The organism is Pseudoalteromonas sp. PSi26 (assembly GCF_054960575.1).
This window is the reverse complement of the sequence record NZ_JBHNYT010000022.1, coordinates 22,545-41,448: the sequence shown is the minus strand read 5'-3', so window position 1 is coordinate 41,448 and position 18,904 is coordinate 22,545. Positions and strand designations below refer to the sequence as shown.

The 18,904-nt window shown below is 39.6% G+C and carries 17 protein-coding genes; 3 read left to right on the top strand and 14 right to left on the bottom strand.

All coding sequences use genetic code 11. From position 1 onward, the window contains the following. Positions 1-25 precede the first annotated feature (25 nt). The 13 genes from ACFI34_RS17820 to ACFI34_RS17760 all read right to left on the bottom strand — a co-directional run bounded on the left by ACFI34_RS17820 (position 26) and on the right by ACFI34_RS17760 (position 12,835). Positions 26-511 (bottom strand): phosphatidylglycerophosphatase A family protein, encoded by a 486-nt coding sequence (locus tag ACFI34_RS17820; RefSeq protein ID WP_006794265.1) that lies wholly within the window; start codon positions 509-511, stop codon positions 26-28. Next, positions 508-1,482 (bottom strand): thiamine-phosphate kinase, encoded by a 975-nt coding sequence (gene thiL / locus ACFI34_RS17815; RefSeq protein WP_462674454.1) that lies wholly within the window; start codon positions 1,480-1,482, stop codon positions 508-510. The genes ACFI34_RS17820 and thiL overlap by 4 nt, the downstream gene beginning before the upstream one ends. 85 nt (positions 1,483-1,567) lie before the next feature. Then, positions 1,568-1,978: a transcription antitermination factor NusB gene (gene nusB, locus ACFI34_RS17810; protein WP_006794267.1), complete on the bottom strand. Its 411-nt coding sequence runs from the start codon at positions 1,976-1,978 to the stop codon at positions 1,568-1,570. A gap of 15 nt (positions 1,979-1,993) precedes the next feature. Continuing rightward, entirely contained in the window at positions 1,994-2,458 is a 465-nt protein-coding gene (gene ribH, locus ACFI34_RS17805) for a 6,7-dimethyl-8-ribityllumazine synthase (RefSeq protein WP_006794268.1), read from the bottom strand. 99 nt (positions 2,459-2,557) lie between these two features. Continuing rightward, the gene (gene ribBA, locus ACFI34_RS17800) at positions 2,558-3,670 is read right to left on the bottom strand and encodes a bifunctional 3,4-dihydroxy-2-butanone-4-phosphate synthase/GTP cyclohydrolase II (RefSeq protein ID WP_006794269.1); all 1,113 of its coding nucleotides are present in this window, start codon (positions 3,668-3,670) and stop codon (positions 2,558-2,560) included. A 29-nt stretch (positions 3,671-3,699) separates the two neighbouring features. Then, on the bottom strand, positions 3,700-4,353 hold the full coding sequence (locus ACFI34_RS17795) for a riboflavin synthase (RefSeq protein WP_006794270.1): 654 nt from the start codon (positions 4,351-4,353) through the stop codon (positions 3,700-3,702). Between the two features lie 4 nt (positions 4,354-4,357). After that, entirely contained in the window at positions 4,358-5,509 is a 1,152-nt protein-coding gene (ribD, locus tag ACFI34_RS17790) for a bifunctional diaminohydroxyphosphoribosylaminopyrimidine deaminase/5-amino-6-(5-phosphoribosylamino)uracil reductase RibD (protein WP_277053554.1), read from the bottom strand. A 2-nt stretch (positions 5,510-5,511) separates the two neighbouring features. After that, on the bottom strand, positions 5,512-5,961 hold the full coding sequence (gene nrdR, locus ACFI34_RS17785) for a transcriptional regulator NrdR (RefSeq protein WP_006794272.1): 450 nt from the start codon (positions 5,959-5,961) through the stop codon (positions 5,512-5,514). A 97-nt stretch (positions 5,962-6,058) separates the two neighbouring features. Beyond that, positions 6,059-7,315, bottom strand: coding sequence for a serine hydroxymethyltransferase (gene glyA, locus ACFI34_RS17780; protein WP_006794273.1), 1,257 nt, complete (start codon positions 7,313-7,315; stop codon positions 6,059-6,061). A gap of 268 nt (positions 7,316-7,583) precedes the next feature. After that, positions 7,584-8,867, bottom strand: coding sequence for a threonine synthase (gene thrC / locus ACFI34_RS17775; protein ID WP_462674453.1), 1,284 nt, complete (start codon positions 8,865-8,867; stop codon positions 7,584-7,586). 11 nt (positions 8,868-8,878) lie between these two features. After that, complete coding sequence (gene thrB, locus ACFI34_RS17770) at positions 8,879-9,814, bottom strand: homoserine kinase (protein WP_462674452.1); 936 nt, start codon at positions 9,812-9,814, stop codon at positions 8,879-8,881. Positions 9,815-9,823: 9 nt separating this feature from the next. Further along, positions 9,824-12,241, bottom strand: a complete 2,418-nt coding sequence (gene thrA / locus ACFI34_RS17765) for a bifunctional aspartate kinase/homoserine dehydrogenase I (protein ID WP_462674451.1) — start codon at positions 12,239-12,241, stop codon at positions 9,824-9,826. A gap of 228 nt (positions 12,242-12,469) precedes the next feature. Next, the gene (locus ACFI34_RS17760; protein ID WP_462674450.1) at positions 12,470-12,835 is read right to left on the bottom strand and encodes a response regulator; all 366 of its coding nucleotides are present in this window, start codon (positions 12,833-12,835) and stop codon (positions 12,470-12,472) included. A gap of 384 nt (positions 12,836-13,219) precedes the next feature. Here ACFI34_RS17760 and ACFI34_RS17755 point away from each other — a divergent pair, with 384 nt between their 5' ends. Both ACFI34_RS17755 and rdgC read left to right on the top strand, forming a co-directional pair. Then, a complete protein-coding gene (locus tag ACFI34_RS17755) occupies positions 13,220-14,986 on the top strand; it encodes a sensor histidine kinase (RefSeq protein WP_462674449.1) in 1,767 nt (588 codons plus the stop codon). 84 nt (positions 14,987-15,070) lie between these two features. Continuing rightward, positions 15,071-15,988 (top strand): recombination-associated protein RdgC, encoded by a 918-nt coding sequence (gene rdgC / locus ACFI34_RS17750; RefSeq protein WP_462674448.1) that lies wholly within the window; start codon positions 15,071-15,073, stop codon positions 15,986-15,988. Positions 15,989-16,060: 72 nt separating this feature from the next. Here the strand turns inward: rdgC and ACFI34_RS17745 are convergent, their stop codons facing one another. Then, positions 16,061-16,900, bottom strand: a complete 840-nt coding sequence (locus ACFI34_RS17745; protein ID WP_462674447.1) for an HDOD domain-containing protein — start codon at positions 16,898-16,900, stop codon at positions 16,061-16,063. A 288-nt stretch (positions 16,901-17,188) separates the two neighbouring features. Here ACFI34_RS17745 and ACFI34_RS17740 point away from each other — a divergent pair, with 288 nt between their 5' ends. Next, on the top strand, positions 17,189-18,877 hold the full coding sequence (locus tag ACFI34_RS17740; protein ID WP_462674446.1) for a dipeptidyl-peptidase 3 family protein: 1,689 nt from the start codon (positions 17,189-17,191) through the stop codon (positions 18,875-18,877). Positions 18,878-18,904 lie beyond the last annotated feature (27 nt).

Genomic DNA, 18,904 nt, shown 5'->3' with positions numbered 1-18,904 from the left:
TAGTTAAACTAATTAAATATAAACATTAAAACGGTAGTAAACCTGCTTTTATTAATGCTTGCAAACAAATCAATGAAAAAATACCCGCTAACACGTCATCCGCCATAATCCCAAAGCCACCATGTACGCGTTTGTCTAACATACGAATCGGGCCTGGTTTTGCAATATCAAAAAAGCGAAAAAGTAAAAAGCCAACTAATAAAGTTTGCCAATTTAATGCTGCACCTATCATGGTGATGTAGTAGCCAGCGACTTCATCCCACACAATAGCAGGATGGTCATGCACCCCCAAATCATCGGCTGTTTTACCGCATGCCCAAATACCAAATACACTGATCACAACTGCAAATACTATTTGTAACCAGATTGGATAATGCATTGTTATAAATATAAATGGCAATGCTGCAAATGTGCCAAATGTACCTGGCGCTTTTGGTGCAAGGCCAGTACCAAACCCTAAACCAAAAAACTGGTGTGGGCGTTTTAAGTTAAATAATCGGTTTTTATTCAAACCTGCTCCTTTGTAAAATGCTCAAAGCCCTGTTGCTCAAAGTTAAACATTTCACCATTTTGTAAAAGCTCAATCTTACCGTTACCGCTTTTTATCTGCCCAATGCAGGTAATATTCACACCATATTGGCTTAGCTTTAAATCAAGCATACCTTTATTGTTATCGGGAACAGTAAAAATTAATTCATAGTCATCACCGTAGCTAAGAATAAACGGTAACTGCTTATTAAAATCTAAGCTTGCTTTCATTGCCTCTGATGTAGGAATACTCTCAATATTAATCTCTGCATTTACTTGCGACATTTCAAGAATATGTGTTAAATCGGCAAGTAATCCATCTGATACGTCAATAGCTGACGTTGCAAGCCCACGGATGACCTGACCCGCAGCAACGCGCGGTGTTGGGTAGTCAAATCGATTGTTTAAGTATTCTAAATGCGTTGGATCTATATTAATACCTTGCTTACGTGCTTCAATAGCAAGACCCGCGTCCCCTAAAGGACCCGTAACATAAATCCAATCACCTACTTTTGCACCACTTCTACGAAGTGCCTTACCTTCCGGCACGGTACCTTTTGCGCAAATAGTAATGGTAAGTGGCCCTTGAGTGGTATCGCCACCAATAATTTGTACATTGAAGTATTCTGCAATTTCATGCATGCCTTCAGTAAATTCTGCAATCCACTGAGGATCTATTTTAGGTAACGTTAGTGCAACAGATACCCACGTAGGTTCAGCACCCATTGCAGCTAAATCACTTAAATTAACAGCAAGCGCTCTATGCCCCAATGCGCGAGGAGAAATATCTTCAAAAAAGTGCACGCCTTCAACCAAAGTATCGGTTGTGACTGCAAGTTGGCAGTTTTGTGGAACAGTGACAAGCGCGCAATCATCCCCTATACCTAGGTTAACATCACGACGAGAAATACCGCGACCTTTAAAGTAGCGGTTAATTAATTCAAATTCCTTCATACACAAAAAAGCCGACCTATGCCGGCTCTCCTTTTAACGGTTATATAAAGTAAATCTCTGAAAGCAAAGTCAGAGAAAAATACTATTACTTGCGTAAATGCTTTACAGCTTTATCAAGTACACCGTTTACAAATTTATGACTGTCTTCTGCGCCAAATATTTTGGCAAGCTCAATACCTTCGTTGATAGCAACTTTGTAAGGTACATCTTCACGGAACTTAAGTTCGTAGCTGCTTAAACGTAAAATTGCTCGTTCAACCATATCTAAGTCATCAAATGGACGCGTTAAATGAGGCGATACTGATTCATCAAGTAGCTTGTAATTTACAGCTACACCTGAGGCTAAATCTTTAAAGTATTCAACATCAATTTTAGTAACGTCGTTTTCGATCAACATTTGTTGCTCGATGTCGGCAATTGCATTACCGCTTAATTGCCAAGAATAAACGGCTTGAAGTGCTAAGATACGTGCTTTACGTCTTGCTGCTGGTTTCACAAAAATTCCTTAAACTTAAATTTTATCTAACACATTAACCATTTCAAGCGCACCCAAAGCAGCTTCGCCGCCTTTGTTACCCATTTTGGTACCTGCGCGCTCAATAGCTTGTTCAATGCTTTCAGTGGTTAATACGCCAAATGCAACCGGTATATCATACTCAAGTGATACTTGCGCAAGACCTTTGTTTGACTCGCCAGCAACAAGGTCAAAGTGTGGTGTTCCACCTCTGATCACTACGCCTAAAGCGATGATTGCATCATACTCTTTTTTTGCCGCAACACGTTTTGCCGCTAAAGGTAATTCAACTGCACCTGGTACATAAATCACAGTAATGTCGTCATCAGATACACCACCAGTACGTTTTAGCTCATCAACAGCACCTTCAAGTAGGCTGCTACCAATAAAGTCATTAAAACGAGAAATGACAATGGCAAATTTTTTGCCCGGTGCGTACTTATTACCTTCAATAATTTTCATTTGATAACCCTAAAAATAAGTTCAAGCGGTTGCGATTGCGCAAAAATTGCTGCGCATCATACCATAATAATAATAAAATAGCCTAGTTTAAGCGTTTGCCTATTGTGGCTCAATGTAATCAATAACTTCTAAATGAAAGCCCGAAAGTGCATGGTATTTTTTAGGGCGGCTCATTAATCGCATTTGCTCAATTCCTAAATCTGCAAGAATTTGTGAGCCTACACCAACGGTACGAGATGTTCCTTGAAATTTACGCGGTGTAACATTTTCACCCGCGTCTGCAGCAGCAAATGCTTTTACTGTTGCTTCAAGCTCTTCAGTACTTTCCTGCTTACCCAAAATAACGAGTACACCATCATTTTTAGCAATGTATGCCATTGCATCAGATAAGCCCCAGCTTCTGTCCGCACTTCGGTCAGAAAGTAAAATATCGTTAAACGTACTTTGCAAATGCACACGGACCAAAGTTGGTTCTTGCGCTTTAATCTCACCTTTGAGTAGTACGTAATGTAACTGACCGTCGATCGTATCTTTATAAGTGACTAAATCAAACTCACCATGCTCTGTAGGTAATTTACACTTAGCTACTTTTTCGATTGTGGTTTCGTTTAAATTGCGGTATTCAATTAAATCAGCAATTGTGCCAATTTTAATGTCGTGCTCTTTAGCAAAAACTTCTAAATCAGGACGACGCGCCATAGTGCCATCAGCATTTAAAATTTCAACAATAACAGAAGACGCTTCAAGCCCGGCTAAGCGCGCTAAATCACAACCGGCTTCTGTATGACCTGCTCGTGTTAGTACACCACCTGGCTGTGCCATAATCGGAAAAATATGACCCGGCTGTACTATATCGCTAGGAACAGCACCTTTAGCGATAGCTGCTTGTACCGTGCGTGCTCTATCTGCTGCTGATATACCTGTGGTTACGCCTTTTGATGCTTCTATCGACATAGTAAAGTTAGTTGAAAACGCAGCGCCATTATTTTTAACCATTAAAGGCAAGTCTAGTTGCTCACAACGCTCTTGTGTCATCGTTAAACAAATTAAGCCACGGCCATGAGTTGCCATAAAGTTAATTGCTTCTGCGCTAATATGTTCCGCAGCAATGATTAAATCGCCTTCATTCTCTCTGTCTTCATCGTCCATTAAAATAACCATTTTACCGGCTTTAATGTCATCTATAATTTCTTGTGCGCTGTGTAAATTCATAAATTCGCTCGTGTAAGTTGTCAGTTTCGTTATTTAATAAAGCCCGCTTTTGCGAGTAAGCTCATTGATATATCTGCGCCGGTTGGCTGCTCTGCGCCTTTGATAAGACGCTCTAAATAACGTGCAATTTGATCGACTTCTAAATTAACTTGAGTGCCTACTTTAAAGTCGGCAATTGTTGTTTGACCGCTGGTGTGCGGCACAATTGTTAATTTAAATTTATTACCTTCAACAGCGTTAACTGTCAGGCTTATACCATCAATACATACCGACCCTTTGTACGGTATGTATTTCATTAAACTTTCATCGGTTGTCAGCCAATATTCAGTAGCTCTTGCATTAGCTGTAATCGCCGTTATTGTTGCAATACCATCAACATGGCCAGACACTAAATGCCCACCTAAACGCGAAACCGGTTGCATCGCTTTTTCAAGGTTAACTGTTTGCCCTATTGAATAATGTGCAAAACCAGTTAAATGAATTGTTTCGTTAGATAAATCAGCGCTAAAACCATCAACATGTTTATCAACTACCGTTAAACACACGCCATTTGTTGCAATACTGTCACCCAGCTTTACGTCACTCATATCAAGGTCGGCGCTTTGAATACGAATGGCTAAATCGCCTTGTTTTTTTTGTAATAAAGCAATTTTGCCTGTGGCTTCTATTATCCCAGTAAACATAGCGCTACTCTTCTTTGTTAAATGATTTTAATGCGTGCGTTTTTAACGCGTTGATACGTAAATCGTCACCAATGCGAACACACTCATTAAAAGATAAATCGATAGTATCTTGCATACTCGTCAATTCAGGGAAGTTTACTAAACTTTTAGCATCATAACCCATCAGTTTTGGTGCGATATAAAAAACATACTCGTCAATTAAATCAAGCTCGGTCATTTTCCCCGCAAGGGTTGCCCCAGCTTCCAGCCATATATTATTAAACTGATGCTTTGCTAGTGTTTGTAATACATCGGTTAAATCAACCTTACCCTGTTGCTCGCGCACCGCTATGTGCTTAACAAAATGCGGCCACTGCATTGAATTATCAACCTTGGTAGTAAATATAATTACCGGGTGCGCTATTTTAAATAGCGCAAGGTCAGGTGTTAATCTGTTTTGCGAGTCTATTATAACACGCACCGGCTGACGTAGCGGTAAGTTGGTTGGTAATGAATATGGTAACTCACTTGGTCGAACATTGAGTTTTGCATTATCAACAAGAACCGTATCGGCCCCCGTTAAAATGGCACAGCTTTGAGCGCGGTATAGCTGCACATCTTTTCGTGCAGCAGGGCCTGTGATCCACTTACTTTTTCCGTTTTTTAGCGCTGTTTTGCCGTCTATACTGGCTGCTAATTTACAGGTTACATAAGGAAGCCCTTGCTCCATACGTTTAAAAAAGCCAAAGTTTAATGCGCGAGCCTCTTGTTCAAGCAACCCATGAGCAACTTCTATTCCGGCGTCACTCAGTATTTTAAGGCCTTTACCTGCCACTTGCGGGTTGGTATCAACCATGGCTGCAATAACCTTTTTAATACCAGCAGCCTTGAGTCCTTCAGCACAGGGTGGCGTGCGCCCGTAATGGCTACAAGGCTCAAGTGTTACATAGGCAGTTGCACCCTTTGCTTTTTCACCGGCTACAGCAAGTGCATTTACCTCTGCATGTCCTTGCCCTGCTAATTGATGAAACCCTTCACCAATTATCTGATTATCTTTTACAAGTACACAGCCAACATTAGGATTAGGCGTTGTGGTAAATCGACCTTTTTTAGCAAGCTCAATAGCACGCGCCATATATAGTTTATCGTGCTCGGTAAATGCTGATTGGCTGCTCATGCTTATTCCCCTAAGCGGGCAATTTCTTCGCCAAACTCTCGTATATCCTCAAACGAGCGATATACTGATGCAAACCTTACATAAGCGACTTTATCTAGTTTTTTAAGCGCTTCCATAATGCATTCACCCACCAAATGGCTCGAAATTTCTCGCTCACCCGTTGCGCGTAATTGCGACTTTATTATATTTACTACTTCATCAACTTGTTCTGTACTGACGGGGCGCTTCTCAAGCGCACGATTTAAACCATTTAGTAACTTATCTTCATTAAATGGTTCGCGACTGCCGTCTTGTTTTACAACACGCGGCATAACCAGCTCTGCCCCTTCAAACGTGGTAAAACGTTCGTGGCAATCGTTACACTCACGACGGCGGCGAACTTGATGGCCACCGCCAACAAGGCGCGAATCTATAACTTTGGTGTCTTTTGCTGTACAAAATGGGCAATGCATAACTAAAGGTATCCGTTTTAAAAACAAAAAAGCCGCTAAAAAGCGGCTTTTATAATAGCATGTTTGCTTATGTGATCTAAATTACCGTTTTACTTTATTAAGCGTAAACAGGTAGTTTTGCACAAATTGCTTTCACTTTTTCTTTTACTTGTGCTTGAACAGACTCATCAGCAATGTTGTCTAGTACATCACAAATCCAGCCAGCAAGCTCTTTAGATTCAGCCTCTTTGAAACCACGGCGCGTGATTGCAGGAGAACCAATACGTAAGCCAGACGTTACAAACGGAGAACGCGGATCATTAGGAACTGAGTTTTTGTTAACCGTAATGTTCGCATTACCTAATGCTGCATCAGCATCTTTACCCGTAATGTCTTTATCGATTAAATCAAGTAAGAACAAGTGATTGTCTGTTTTACCAGAAACAACTTTGTAGCCACGCTCTTGTAACACGCTAACCATTGCTTGGGCATTTTTAACAACTTGTGTTTGGTATTCTTTAAATTCTGGTTGTAAAGCTTCTTTGAATGCCACTGCTTTTGCAGCAATAACGTGACATAAAGGACCACCTTGGCCACCAGGGAATACAGCACTGTTAAGCTTTTTGTAAATTGCTTCGTCACCACATGCAGAAATAATCAAACCGCCACGAGGGCCCGCTAATGTTTTATGCGTCGTTGTAGTAACAACATGTGCAAATGGTACTGGGCTTGGGTAAACACCCGCAGCAATTAAACCTGCAACATGCGCCATATCAACAAACAAGTAAGCATCTACTTTATCTGCAATTTCGCGAAACTTAGCCCAATCAACAATACCTGAATAAGCAGAAAAACCTGCAATAATCATTTTTGGCTTGTGCTCTAGTGCTAACGCTTCAACTTGTGCGTAGTCAATTTCACCAGTCTCTTCGTTTAGGCCATACTGAATTGCGTTATATGTTTTACCTGAAAAGTTTACGTGTGAACCATGAGTTAAATGGCCACCGTGTGCTAGGCTCATGCCAAGTACGGTATCAAGCGGGCTTAATAAGGCTTGGAAAACAGCGGCATTGGCTTGCGAACCTGCATGCGGCTGAACGTTTGCGTAGTCAGTACCAAACAATTCGTTTGCGCGGTCAATAGCTAATTGCTCAACCACGTCTACGTGCTCACAGCCACCGTAGTAACGCTTGCCAGGATAACCTTCAGCATATTTGTTAGTAAGTTGAGAACCCTGTGCTTCAAGTACGCGTGGGCTACAGTAGTTTTCAGATGCAATTAACTCAATGTGCTCTTCTTGACGTGATGTTTCTTTGCTCATCGCGTCAAATAACTCTGGATCAAAGTCCGAAATATTCATGCTTCGTTCTAACATTGGGGGCTCCTGGGCAACGTGTATGGTATTTTTTAGAGGCTATATTGTACGCTTAAAACCGCACTTTGCCTACGTTCTTAAGTTGAGGATATTTAATCAGGGATTAAAACTATTTCACACCCTTTTTAAGATGATATTTTTAAATAACTTACATAATTATTTTAAATGTTTTGTATTTATTACATTTAATTAGTTAATTAACAAAGCTATTTCACGGTTTAAAATGTGCAAAAAAGCGGCCATAGCCGCTTTCGTGTTTACTTAATATTTAAGCTAACTTAGCCAGTATTTCTGTACGCAAAGCGTCGTAATCGGCGTTTATGTCGCTTGCAAGACACGGTTTAGCCAATGCGTCGCTCAATGGCTTTGGCATATCAAGTTCAATATTTAGTATACCTTCTACACTTTCTTTAAACTTAGCTGGATGTGCAGTTGCTAAAAAGATGCCCGCAGCACCCGGAGCTCGGTTATTGACTAAACCTTGGTAGGCAATTGCTGTATGTGGCTCTGCAACATACCCTGTTTGATGAATATTTTTCATCACCGTTTGAGTGTTTTCTTCGTCAACACTAATTGAGTAAAAGTTGTCGTAACTAAACCAGTTGTTGTCCAACATAGTTTGCACACGTGGCCAGTTATTCGGCTTACTCACGTCCATCGCATTTGAAAGCGATTCTAGCGTTGCATTAGGCAACCAATTTTTATCAAGTATAAAACGAGGAACGGTGTCGTTTTGGTTTGTTGTTGCACTTAACTTTCCAACTGGCAACCCTATTACAGCGCCAATCATTGCAGCGCATACATTACCAAAGTTACCACTTGGTACAGAAATATGCGCTGTTGCACGCTTTTCTTTTGGCAGTTGTGCAATCGCTTCAAAGTAATAACATACCTGAGCGACTAAGCGGCTTATGTTTATCGAATTTGCTGAATTTAAGCCAAGTGTAGATTTAACTTCTTCATCTAAAAACGACTTCTTAACAAGTTCTTGGCAATCGTCAAAACTGCCATCAACCGCGTAACAATGAATATTGCCACCTAAGGTAGTAAATAGCTTTTGCTGAGCAAGTGAAATTTTTCCTTTGGGGTAAAGAATAACCACATCAATGTTTGGTTTATTGTAAAATGCATGTGCAACCGCTGCACCAGTATCACCTGATGTTGCTGTTAGAATAGTCACCTTTTCACCTTGGTTAAACTGCGCTAAGCATTCAGCCATAAAGCGCCCACCAAAATCTTTAAAGGCAAGCGTAGGACCATGAAATAGCTCCAAACAATAGGTGTTTTCTTCTACCTCGACTAACTTAACTGGAAAATTAAACGCATTTTTAACCATGTCGGCAACAGTGCTACTTGGCAACTCATCACCAATTAAATGGGATAAAATTTTGCTACTGCGCGTAACAAAATCCATATCAAGTAATGCGTCAACATCAGCCATAGGCGCTAACGCTTCAGGAAAAAACACACCTTGGTTACGTCCAAGTCCTGTTTTTACTGCTTCTACAAACGACACTTTTTGTGAGTTATCTTTTAAATTATGTAATTGCATGACTTCTAATCCTATAAAACATTTAATTGACGCGTGCCGTCGTTGTCTAACTTACAAATATGGCAAAAACCTTGCTCATTTATGTAATTATCTTTTAACCATTTAGCGCATTGTTCAGCCGCTTCAAGTGTTTTACATACAGTAAATAAGGTAGGCCCTGCGCCTGAAATACTAACTGCCTCAGCTCCAAGTGCGGGTAAACTTGCTTTCGCCTCGCTAAAACCAGTAATAAGCGGTGCACGGTAAGGTTCTGCTATTTCGTCTTTCATTATGCTTAATGCATCGTCAAAACGTGCTGTTAATAACAAGCTACTAAAAGAGGATAAACGCTGCGCAAACTCAACGCTTGCATGCATGCTAAGATCTTTTGGCAAAACAGAACGCGCTTTTGCTGTATTAAGCGAAAAGCCTGGAAACGCCGCAACGTAATACCAGTTTTCATCAACAGGTAGTTCTATAGATTTATTAGGAATTAAATCGCCAGTTAGCTGCAAACCGCCTAAATAACAAGGCGTAATATTATCGTAATGGCGTCCGCCACTTACAACGGCTTCAAAATCTGCCATCAACTCAATTAGCTGTACTTGACTTAACTGTGTTTTTGCAAACTTATCAAGCGCTGCAAATGTAGCAACCACCGAACAAGCACTCGATCCTAATCCAGAACCAATTGGCAGGTTTTTTTTAAGCTCTAGCTTTACCGTTGGCATATCTGGTGCGACATGAGCTCTAAAGTGCACTAAACACTGATATGCTAAGTTTTCTTTCGCATCGCTTGGTAATTTATGAGCATATTCGCCTGAACAAACAAACTCATCACAAGGGGCTGCGCTAACAAGTGCTACATCTCCCAATAAACTACCATCAATTGGCGCAAGAGCAGCACCTAGCGCATCAAATCCAACTGCAAAATTACCAATAGATGCAGGCGCATATACTTCAATCATTTTCGACTCCTAGCGCGATAATGTTTTTAAAACGTCTGCAAATACACCTGCAGCAGTTACTTCAGAGCCAGCGCCGTAACCACGAATAACAAAAGGACGTGGTTGGTAGTATTGACTTAAAATTGCAAGCGCATTTTCACCATCGCGAATAACATTAAGCGCATGTGATGAATCAACCGCCTCAATACCTACTTTACAGTGGCCTTCTTTAATTGTCCCCACGTAACGAAGAACTTTTCCTTCACTTGCCGCTTGCTCAATACGTGCGTTAAAGTCAGCGTCTAAGCTAGGTAGTTTTGCCATAAACTCATCAATACTATCTCCTTCGGCAAACCCTTGTGGTAATACCGACTCTACTTCAATGTCGGATAGCTCTAATTTCATACCTGCTTCACGCGCAATAATTAACAACTTACGCGCAACATCAGTTCCCGATAAATCATCACGAGGATCTGGCTCTGTAAAACCACTTTCTTTTGCTTTAATGGTTGCCTCTGACAGTGACAAACCATCTTGCAAAGCGCCAAACATGTATGACAATGAGCCCGATAAAATACCGCTAAATTCAAGTAATTCATCTCCTGCACCAAATAAAGACTGTAAATTATCGATAACAGGAAGGCCTGCACCTACGTTTGTTTCGTATAAAAACTTGCGGTTATTTTTTTGTGTTGCTGCTATTAAATCTTGATAGTAAGTGTAAGAGCTAGTTGTTGCTTTTTTGTTGGCTGCTACAACGTGAAAACCCGCATTTAAAAAGTCAACATATTGCGCCGCCAGTGCATCAGACGATGTACAATCCACCAGCACAGGGTTAACTAAATGATTTTGCTTAACAAATTGCTCAACCAGTTTTAGGTCAAATGATTGCTCTGATACTGCTAATTTTTGCTGCCAATCACTAAAGGCGATACCCTCGCTATCAAGATGCAACTGACGAGAGTTAGCAACGCCGTACAAATTAAGTTTAATATTACGCTTTTCAAGCCATGCTTGTTGGCGCTCTAATTGAGATATCAGTTCTTGCCCTACTAAGCCACACCCTAGTAAAAACACATCAATTGAAGGCACATGCGTGAAAAAGTTCTCATGGCATATTTTCACTGCGTCGTTACATAACTCACCGTCAATCACAGCTGAAATAGCACTTTCAGTAGAATCCTGTGCAATTGCCACAATGTTTACTTGTGCTTGAGAAAGGGATGCAAAAAACTTAGCGGCTAAACCACGATGTGCTCGCATGTTATCACCCACAAGCGTTACTATGGCTAAATTACGCTGAACTTGAACAGGCTCAATTAAACCTGCTTGAGATTCAAGCTCAAACGCTGTTTGTAAAGCAGTTAAAGCAAGGGCTAAGTCGCTCTCATGTACACAAAAGCTGATGCTAAATTCACACGACGATTGCGTGATCAACACAATAGATACGTTATCGTGAGCAAGCGCATTAAAAACTTTAGAGGCCATGCCCACTTTGCCTTTCATTCCTGGACCCGAGACAGTCAGCATAGCTAAGTCTTGAAGGCTTGAAATTGCTTTTACGGGCTCTTCTGATGAATAGTCATTTCCGATTAGCGACCCTTGGGCATCAGGGTTATGCGTATTTTTTATTTCACACGGCACGCCCGCTTTGGCACAAGGCAAAATAGTTTTTGGGTGAAGTACTTTAGCGCCAAAGTAAGAAAGCTCCATTGCCTCTTTGTATGACAAAAAGTCAACTTTAGTGGCTTTTTTGATATAACGAGGATCTGCGCTATAAACACCATCAACATCAGTCCAAATTTGGCAAACATCTGCCTCTAAACACGCCGCTGCAATAGCCGCTGAGTAATCAGACCCATTGCGCCCAAGTGTTGTAAGCTCGCCTTTATCATTGCTTGCTGTAAAACCGGGCATAATATAAATCGTGGCTGGCTTTTCTTTCAATGCCGCTTGAAAATGCGCTTTACTTGCAACTAAATCAACTTCAGCATCAATAAAACCACCTGTTGATGCAACGCAACTTGTCGCCTCTAAATAAACCGCCTTATGTGAGTTTAATAAGCGCTGCATAAGCGACACACTCACTCGCTCGCCAAAGCTTATAACAAACGCACGCACTTGATCGGGGCAGCACTTAATTAAAGATACACCATCAAGCTTATTTTTTAGTTCTTCAAAATTTGGCCAGTGGTCAATTGGACCATACCCTTTTTCTACGGCTGCTTTTAGCTCGTTACAACGACTCGTTAAAGCTTCCCACAAAGAGCTAAAGTCTTGGCCTTGTTCTGCCGAACTAGCTAGAGCAACTAGTGAGTCGGTCATTCCACCGGGCGCCGATAATACCAAAAGCATTTCATCTTTTAATTGTGCTTTAACTAATTGAGCTACCTGCTCAAGGCAGGCAAAGTCGGCAAGTGATGATCCACCAAATTTTAAAACGCGCATTGTTTATGTTCCTCATCCCATAAAACGAAAAAAGGCCTGTGCTCTAAGTGAACACAGGCCTTTAAATTTGTTGCACCGACCTATGCCACTATCCAGAAAGAATGGTGGTTGTAATAATAATGGTCAGTACGCGATTAATTGTTTTCATGGGGTAAGACTGCCTTAACAAAGGCTATGCTGTCAAGTGCAAATTAAAAGATAAAACAGCCTTTTTCGATATAAAAAAACCTAATGAATGCCAAATTTATGCAAAATATTGTCCATTCTTGTTTTATCTATTGGTTTATTAATAAAATCGATAGCACCTAACTGGGCTACACGTAATTTCATTTTCTCTTGTATATCAGCAGAAATCACAAGTACAAAACACTCAATCTTGTTTGTTTTTATGTATTCAAGAACGCCAACGCCGTCAATCTCAGGCATAGTTAAATCCAAGCATAGCAAATCAAAGCGGCTAGTTTTCAGTAATTCAATAGCTTGCGCGCCATTTGTAGCTTGCTGAATATCTGCATCTATACACTGTTGCAAACATCTGATTACTTGTTTTCGTGCAACTGTTGAGTCATCACACACTAAAATAGAAAAATTCATATTATAAAACTACTAAATAAGCATAATTAATGTCGTTAAGCGCGGCTGTCGTTGGTAAACTCATATCCACACAGTAGTACCTATATTTACAACATAGTGCCTGGGCTTTTTGTCCACATTTTGTAACAATCTATTATTGAATAAACTTAACAAGCCAAAAGGGATAGTTTATTATCACTATAAAGTATAAAAAACAAACAAAAACTAGTTAATCAATAATATACAAACACTCATAAGCAGTAAGTATGTGGCAAAAAAAAGCAAAAATCAGCCCTTATTTATCATAAAATAAATCATTTATTATTTGTTTTTAAGCATTTATTGACTAAATTTTAAATAGTAGTGCAAATACTTAATTATATCCCAAGGAATTGTTGACCTCTCATGCTACAGAAAAGCCTTTCTAAAAGATTACTGACCAGTGTGTTATCGGTCTATTTTTTGCTTACCTTTGTAGTGACATGCGGGCAGGTGCTTGCTGAATATTTAAACACTAAAGATTACATAAAAGATGAACTAACAACCTTACAAAAAACCTTCAGCCGCAGCTTAACACGAGCTATTTGGGAGCTTAATACAAAACAAACAATCACCACCGCAGAAGGGCTACTCGCTATCCCAATGATAGAAGGGATCATAGTGCGTGATGACAGTGGTGAAGTTATTTCGCAACTTGGTCGCTCTTTAGATATTCATAAACTCTATAGCCAGCAACTTGTCCAAGAAGAAGCCATGCTAGAAGACTCTAAATCAGGCTTGTTTGGGTATACATTCCCACTTATATTCGAATTTTCAGGGCGAGCCACCCAAGTCGGTGATGTTACGTTATTTTCAAGCCGAGAAGTTGTATTAAGCAGAATAATGGTATCAATCTACTTTTTGATTGGTAATGCCATGATCAAGACTACATTTTTAATTATTTTATTTTTAATGGCCTTTAGAAAGCTACTTACCGACCCGCTTTATCAGCTCACCGAACAAATTGAAAACCTGCAACTCGATGAGCTAGAAGGACAGCGCATCGAAATTGAAACTGAAGAACACAATGAGCTTAAAGTAATGGAGCAATCTTTTAATAATCTAATCGATAAGGTTGTTCAGTACAGAAAAGAGCTCGAGCGAACTCAAAGCAAATTAATTGTGAGCAACGAGAAGTTAGACCAACATAATATTCAGCTAGAGCAAGATGTTGCTCGTAAAACGTCTAACTTAAGTCAAGCAATGATGGAATTACAACAACAAAAATATGAATTAGAAAAACAAAAAATAGTATTAACAGATGAGGTAGACCTTCGGCGCAGTACCGAAAAAGAACTGATCACGAAACAAGCGGAATCTCAACGCTACATTGATGAATTAAAACTGGCTCAAGAGCGGCTCGTTGGTACAGAAAAAATGGCTGCTTTAGGAGGGCTAGTTGCGGGGATCACTCACGACATAAATACCCCCATCGGCATTGGTGTAACTGCGGTATCATTTTTAGAAGAACGCTTAAATAAGCTCGAAAGTGCCTATGCTGAAAAAACACTTTCGCCAAAGGCGTTGGAAGAGTTTATTAACGAAGCCAAACAGAGCACAAGCTTGCTTACTACAAATTTAGACAGAGCCTCTGACCTCATTGCAAGTTTTAAGCAAATTGCTGTAGACCAAGCCAGTGAGGCTGTGCGTACCATAAACTTTAAAGATTATGTAAATGAAGTAATACGATCGCTTCACCCTAAATTGAAAAAAACATCGCACACTATTAATCTACACTGCCCTGATGATCTAGTATTAAATCTGCCAGCCGGCGCCATAAGCCAAATATTTACTAACCTCATTGTTAACTCACTCATTCATGGTTTTGAAGGTAAAACCAATGGTGTTATGGACATTAACATCACAAGTGACGAAACCAACCTAACCATTAACTACAAAGACAACGGCAACGGAGTCACCACTGAGCAGCTTGAAAAATTGTTTAACCCATTTTTCACCACCAAACGCGATGAAGGTGGAAGTGGTTTGGGTACTCACATAATGTTTAATTTAGTTAAACAGACACTAAGCGGCTCAATTGAAGCAACAAGTAAACCTGGTGAGGGGTTGCATTACTTTATACAGTTTCCTAAAAATATGGCTAAACCACTTTCTATATTCAATAAAAGTTAATTTAAATAGTCGTTAATCAGTCATTTCGAGGAGCGACTTTTATTGTTATGATTGAGCAAATTTTTCAGATGGATTATCTCCCCTATGTGGTTTAGTAACCTTATTTGTTACCGCTTTAAACAAGATGTTTCGTACACACAAGAAGACTTTGATAAAGCATTAGAGCAAGACCTATTTCGCCCTTGTACAGGCCAAGAGCTCTCTACCTTTGGCTGGACGAAAGCATTTGGAAAGCATAGCGAAGCACTTTCTCACTTCTCTCAAAAAAGTATTCTAGTGTGTGCTAAACGCGAAGAAAAAGTATTACCGGCTTCTGTAATAAACGAATTAGTTGCCGAAAAAGTTGATCAAATTGAAGCTGAAGAAAACCGCCCCGTTAAAAAGAAAGAAAAAGACGAATTAAAAGAAAATATTCTTCATAACTTACTCCCTCAAGCATTTAAAAAGTCGAGCTTACAATTTGCATTTATTGACCAAGAAAATGGATGGGTTGTGGTTAATAGTGCAAGCTTTAATAAAGCGGAAGAGCTGTTAGCACTGTTACGTAAATCGTTAGGTACGCTTCCAGTTGTGCCTGCATTTGCAAATTATGACCTTGATGTATTTTTAACTGATTGGTTAACTAATTTTACTACGCCAGAAGGTTTTGCAATTGGCTCTGACGCTGATCTTGAAGAAGCTGATGACAGTGGCGCGCAAGTTAAATTAAAAGGCCATGACCTGTCATGTGATGAAGTTAAATCGCACCTTGAAAGTGGTAAACGCGTTACTAAACTTGCCCTAGATTGGCAAGAGCGTGTTAAATTCATGCTGCAAAATGATGGTTCAATCAAACGTTTGAGTTATTCAGATACATTAAAAGAAGAAAACGCTGACATACCTAAAGAAGACATGGCAGTAAAACTTGATGCCGATTTTATTTTAGCATCTGAAGAAATTAAACAATTGCTAGAAGAGCTAACCCAAGGTTTAGGCGATGCTGACGATTTAGTTACCTCCTAAAACAAGCGTTTAATAGCAATAAAAAAGCACGATTTAATCGTGCTTTTTTATTGCGCTAAATTGAAGGCTTAATTAGCTAAACATGTCTTTTACATCTACAAGCATTTCATTGTATTCATCGCTTGAGAACAACTGCATAGATGAAATAACACCTTTATCTATATAAGTTTGCAGAGCTGCTGATTTATCAGATACCTGCAGAGTCCCCTCTAGAATAGCCCCTATTCGAATAAAATCTACATAACTTACTTGTTCTGGTTTATAGCTTGGGTCAGCCCAACTTAATGCCACATTTGAAAACTCCACAGGGAATTCCCAAGCATTCATGATTGATGACCCAATTTTGCCACTTAGCTTTTGAATGGCATGTGCTAAAAAGCTAGGCTTTGCAAACACCTCAGGGTGCCGCTCAGCCTCAGTTAATATAGGTAATACACCAATGTTATAAACTAAAGCCGCCAACGTAATTGAATCGCGATTTAGCGACGTACGTTTATTATTTTGTAAGTAAAACTCCATTAGCGTAATTGAATGACTCGCCACCGTTAATGTTTTTTGCCACGCCTTATCCATGTAGCCTTTAATAAGATCGTTGTTAGAAACAAATAATTGTTCCATAGCCATTGCTGTCGCTATGTTCTTAATTTGACGTAAACCAATGCGGGTAACTGCTTGATGTAAGGTAGATACCTTAACTGCACGCCCCATAATTGCACTATTAGCGACTTTAATCATACGAGCAGATAACGAAGGGTCTTGTGAAATAACCTCCGACATTTGCATTAAATTAACTTCAGGGTTGTCTGCAGCTTGGCGAACTTTAACAGCAACTTCAGGTAATGTAGGTAATACAAGTGTATCGTTATTTATTCTATCAACTAATATTGTTAATAATGCATTCTCTGTAGACATAAAGCAGTCATCCTTTTTAGTTGTAATAGTACTACACGCTATAACAGTTAATTTTTTTAATAATGAACTTACAATCAGTATTGCCTAACTTACCGTTAAAGTTAAGGAAATTATTTAATTTTATTTTGCTCTCTTATTTTCAACAACACAATTACCATACACCGCCGAATACTTGCTATTTACTGTTTAGATTTGCTTTAATGCTGTCACAATATAGTAGCGTGCCGCCAATGAGCCCCAGGACAAGCGTCTACCTATTATTAAATTAACTGTTAAATAGGCAAAATAATGATCTTAAATAAAATTAGCCAAGCCATTTTACTCTCTGGTGTTGTTTTTCTGAGCGCATGTTCAGAACACCCCTCCTCATCTACAGAGACAACATCGCAAACACCCGTAAAAGTAATGGGGCCTGAGCTTATTAATGTTGATAAACAACGCTTAAATATATACACCGACTTTAGCTTACAAAGCGATTTATCACACTTAAGTGACAATCAAAAGGCAATGGTTGCTATTTTGATAGACGCGTCAAAAATAATGGATGCCTTATTTTGGAAACAAGCATTTGGTGAAGATAAAGATGCCTTTTTAGCAAAACTAACTGATCAACACATTCGCAAATTTGCCGATATAAACTACGGCCCGTGGGACCGTTTAAATGGCGATGAAACGTTTCTTTCAGGCTATAAAGAAAAGCCACTGGGTGCACAGTTTTATCCTGCTGATATAACTAAAGAAGAACTTAATAACGCGGACGTAGAAGACAAAACAGGCTTATACTCAATAATCAAACGTGACGAACAAGGTAAGCTTTACAGCGTACCTTACTCAAAAGAGTACGCAACAGAACTTGCAAAAGCAGCCGATTTACTTCGCCAAGCCAGCAAACTTGCCGACAATAAAGAATTTGCAAATTACTTAAATCTCCGTGCTGACGCGCTTCAAAAAGATGATTTTCAGGTATCTGACTTTGCATGGATGGACATGAAAAATAACCCAATCGATGTGGTTATTGGGCCAATTGAAACCTACGAAGACCAACTATTTGGTTATCGTACTGCCTATGAATCTTATGTATTAATTAAAGATTTAAAATGGAGCGAGCGTCTTGCCAAGTTTGCAGCATTTTTACCTGAGCTTCAAAAAGGTTTACCTGTTGATGATAAATATAAGCATGAAGTCCCCGGTTCAGATGCAGACTTAAACGCGTATGACGTTGTTTATTATGCAGGTCATTCAAATGCCGGCAGCAAAACCATCGCAATTAACTTACCAAACGATGAACAGGTGCAGTTAGAAAAAGGCACGCGCCGCCTACAACTTAAAAATGCTATGCGGGCTAAATTTGATAAAATTTTAGTGCCTATTTCAGAGCAGTTAATCGTGCCTGAGCAACGAAAGCACATTACCTTTGATGCTTTTTTTGCTAACACTATGTTTCATGAAGTAGCTCATGGTTTAGGCATTAAAAATACGATTACAGGTAAAGGAACTGTTCGCCAATCATTACAAGAGCACGCAAGCGCACTTGAAGAAGGTAAAGCCGACATTTTAGGCTTATACATGGTTGAGCAATTATTAAATAAAGGCGAGATCAGCGAAGGAACCATTGAAGATTACTACATTACTTTTATGGCCGGTATTTTCCGCTCAGTGCGCTTTGGCGCGTCAAGTGCACACGGAAAAGCGAATATGATCCGCTTTAACTTTTTTGCACAAGAAGGGGCATTTTCTAAAAATGAAGAAGGCTTTTACCGCGTCAATATGGAAAAAATGAGTATTGCTATGGCTAAACTTTCTCGTCTAATTTTAACTTTGCAAGGTGACGGCGATTACCAAAAAGTCGACCAGCTGATTGCAACCCATGGTGATATTAAAGAGTCTCTTACCAAAGATTTAGAAAAACTAAGCCAAGCAAACATCCCAGTAGATGTGACCTTTAAACAAGGTAAAGACGTACTTGGTCTTAACTAATCAAAACTAAAAAGGCGTTACAGTTAT

Excerpts from the sequence above, each read along its gene's own strand:
- ribBA (WP_006794269.1), bottom strand. The coding sequence starts at position 3,670 with ATGAATTTACACAGCGCACAAGAAATTATAGATGACATTAAAGCCGGT.
- rdgC (WP_462674448.1), top strand. The coding sequence starts at position 15,071 with ATGTGGTTTAGTAACCTTATTTGTTACCGCTTTAAACAAGATGTTTCG.
- thrA (WP_462674451.1), bottom strand. The coding sequence starts at position 12,241 with ATGCGCGTTTTAAAATTTGGTGGATCATCACTTGCCGACTTTGCCTGC.
- thiL (WP_462674454.1), bottom strand. The coding sequence starts at position 1,482 with ATGAAGGAATTTGAATTAATTAACCGCTACTTTAAAGGTCGCGGTATT.
- ACFI34_RS17760 (WP_462674450.1), bottom strand. The coding sequence starts at position 12,835 with ATGAATTTTTCTATTTTAGTGTGTGATGACTCAACAGTTGCACGAAAA.
- thrC (WP_462674453.1), bottom strand. The coding sequence starts at position 8,867 with ATGCAATTACATAATTTAAAAGATAACTCACAAAAAGTGTCGTTTGTA.
- glyA (WP_006794273.1), bottom strand. The coding sequence starts at position 7,315 with ATGTTAGAACGAAGCATGAATATTTCGGACTTTGATCCAGAGTTATTT.
- thrB (WP_462674452.1), bottom strand. The coding sequence starts at position 9,814 with ATGATTGAAGTATATGCGCCTGCATCTATTGGTAATTTTGCAGTTGGA.
- ribH (WP_006794268.1), bottom strand. The coding sequence starts at position 2,458 with ATGAAAATTATTGAAGGTAATAAGTACGCACCGGGCAAAAAATTTGCC.
- ACFI34_RS17755 (WP_462674449.1), top strand. The coding sequence starts at position 13,220 with ATGCTACAGAAAAGCCTTTCTAAAAGATTACTGACCAGTGTGTTATCG.
- ACFI34_RS17795 (WP_006794270.1), bottom strand. The coding sequence starts at position 4,353 with ATGTTTACTGGGATAATAGAAGCCACAGGCAAAATTGCTTTATTACAA.
- ribD (WP_277053554.1), bottom strand. The coding sequence starts at position 5,509 with ATGAGCAGCCAATCAGCATTTACCGAGCACGATAAACTATATATGGCG.
- ACFI34_RS17740 (WP_462674446.1), top strand. The coding sequence starts at position 17,189 with ATGATCTTAAATAAAATTAGCCAAGCCATTTTACTCTCTGGTGTTGTT.
- nrdR (WP_006794272.1), bottom strand. The coding sequence starts at position 5,961 with ATGCATTGCCCATTTTGTACAGCAAAAGACACCAAAGTTATAGATTCG.
- ACFI34_RS17745 (WP_462674447.1), bottom strand. The coding sequence starts at position 16,900 with ATGTCTACAGAGAATGCATTATTAACAATATTAGTTGATAGAATAAAT.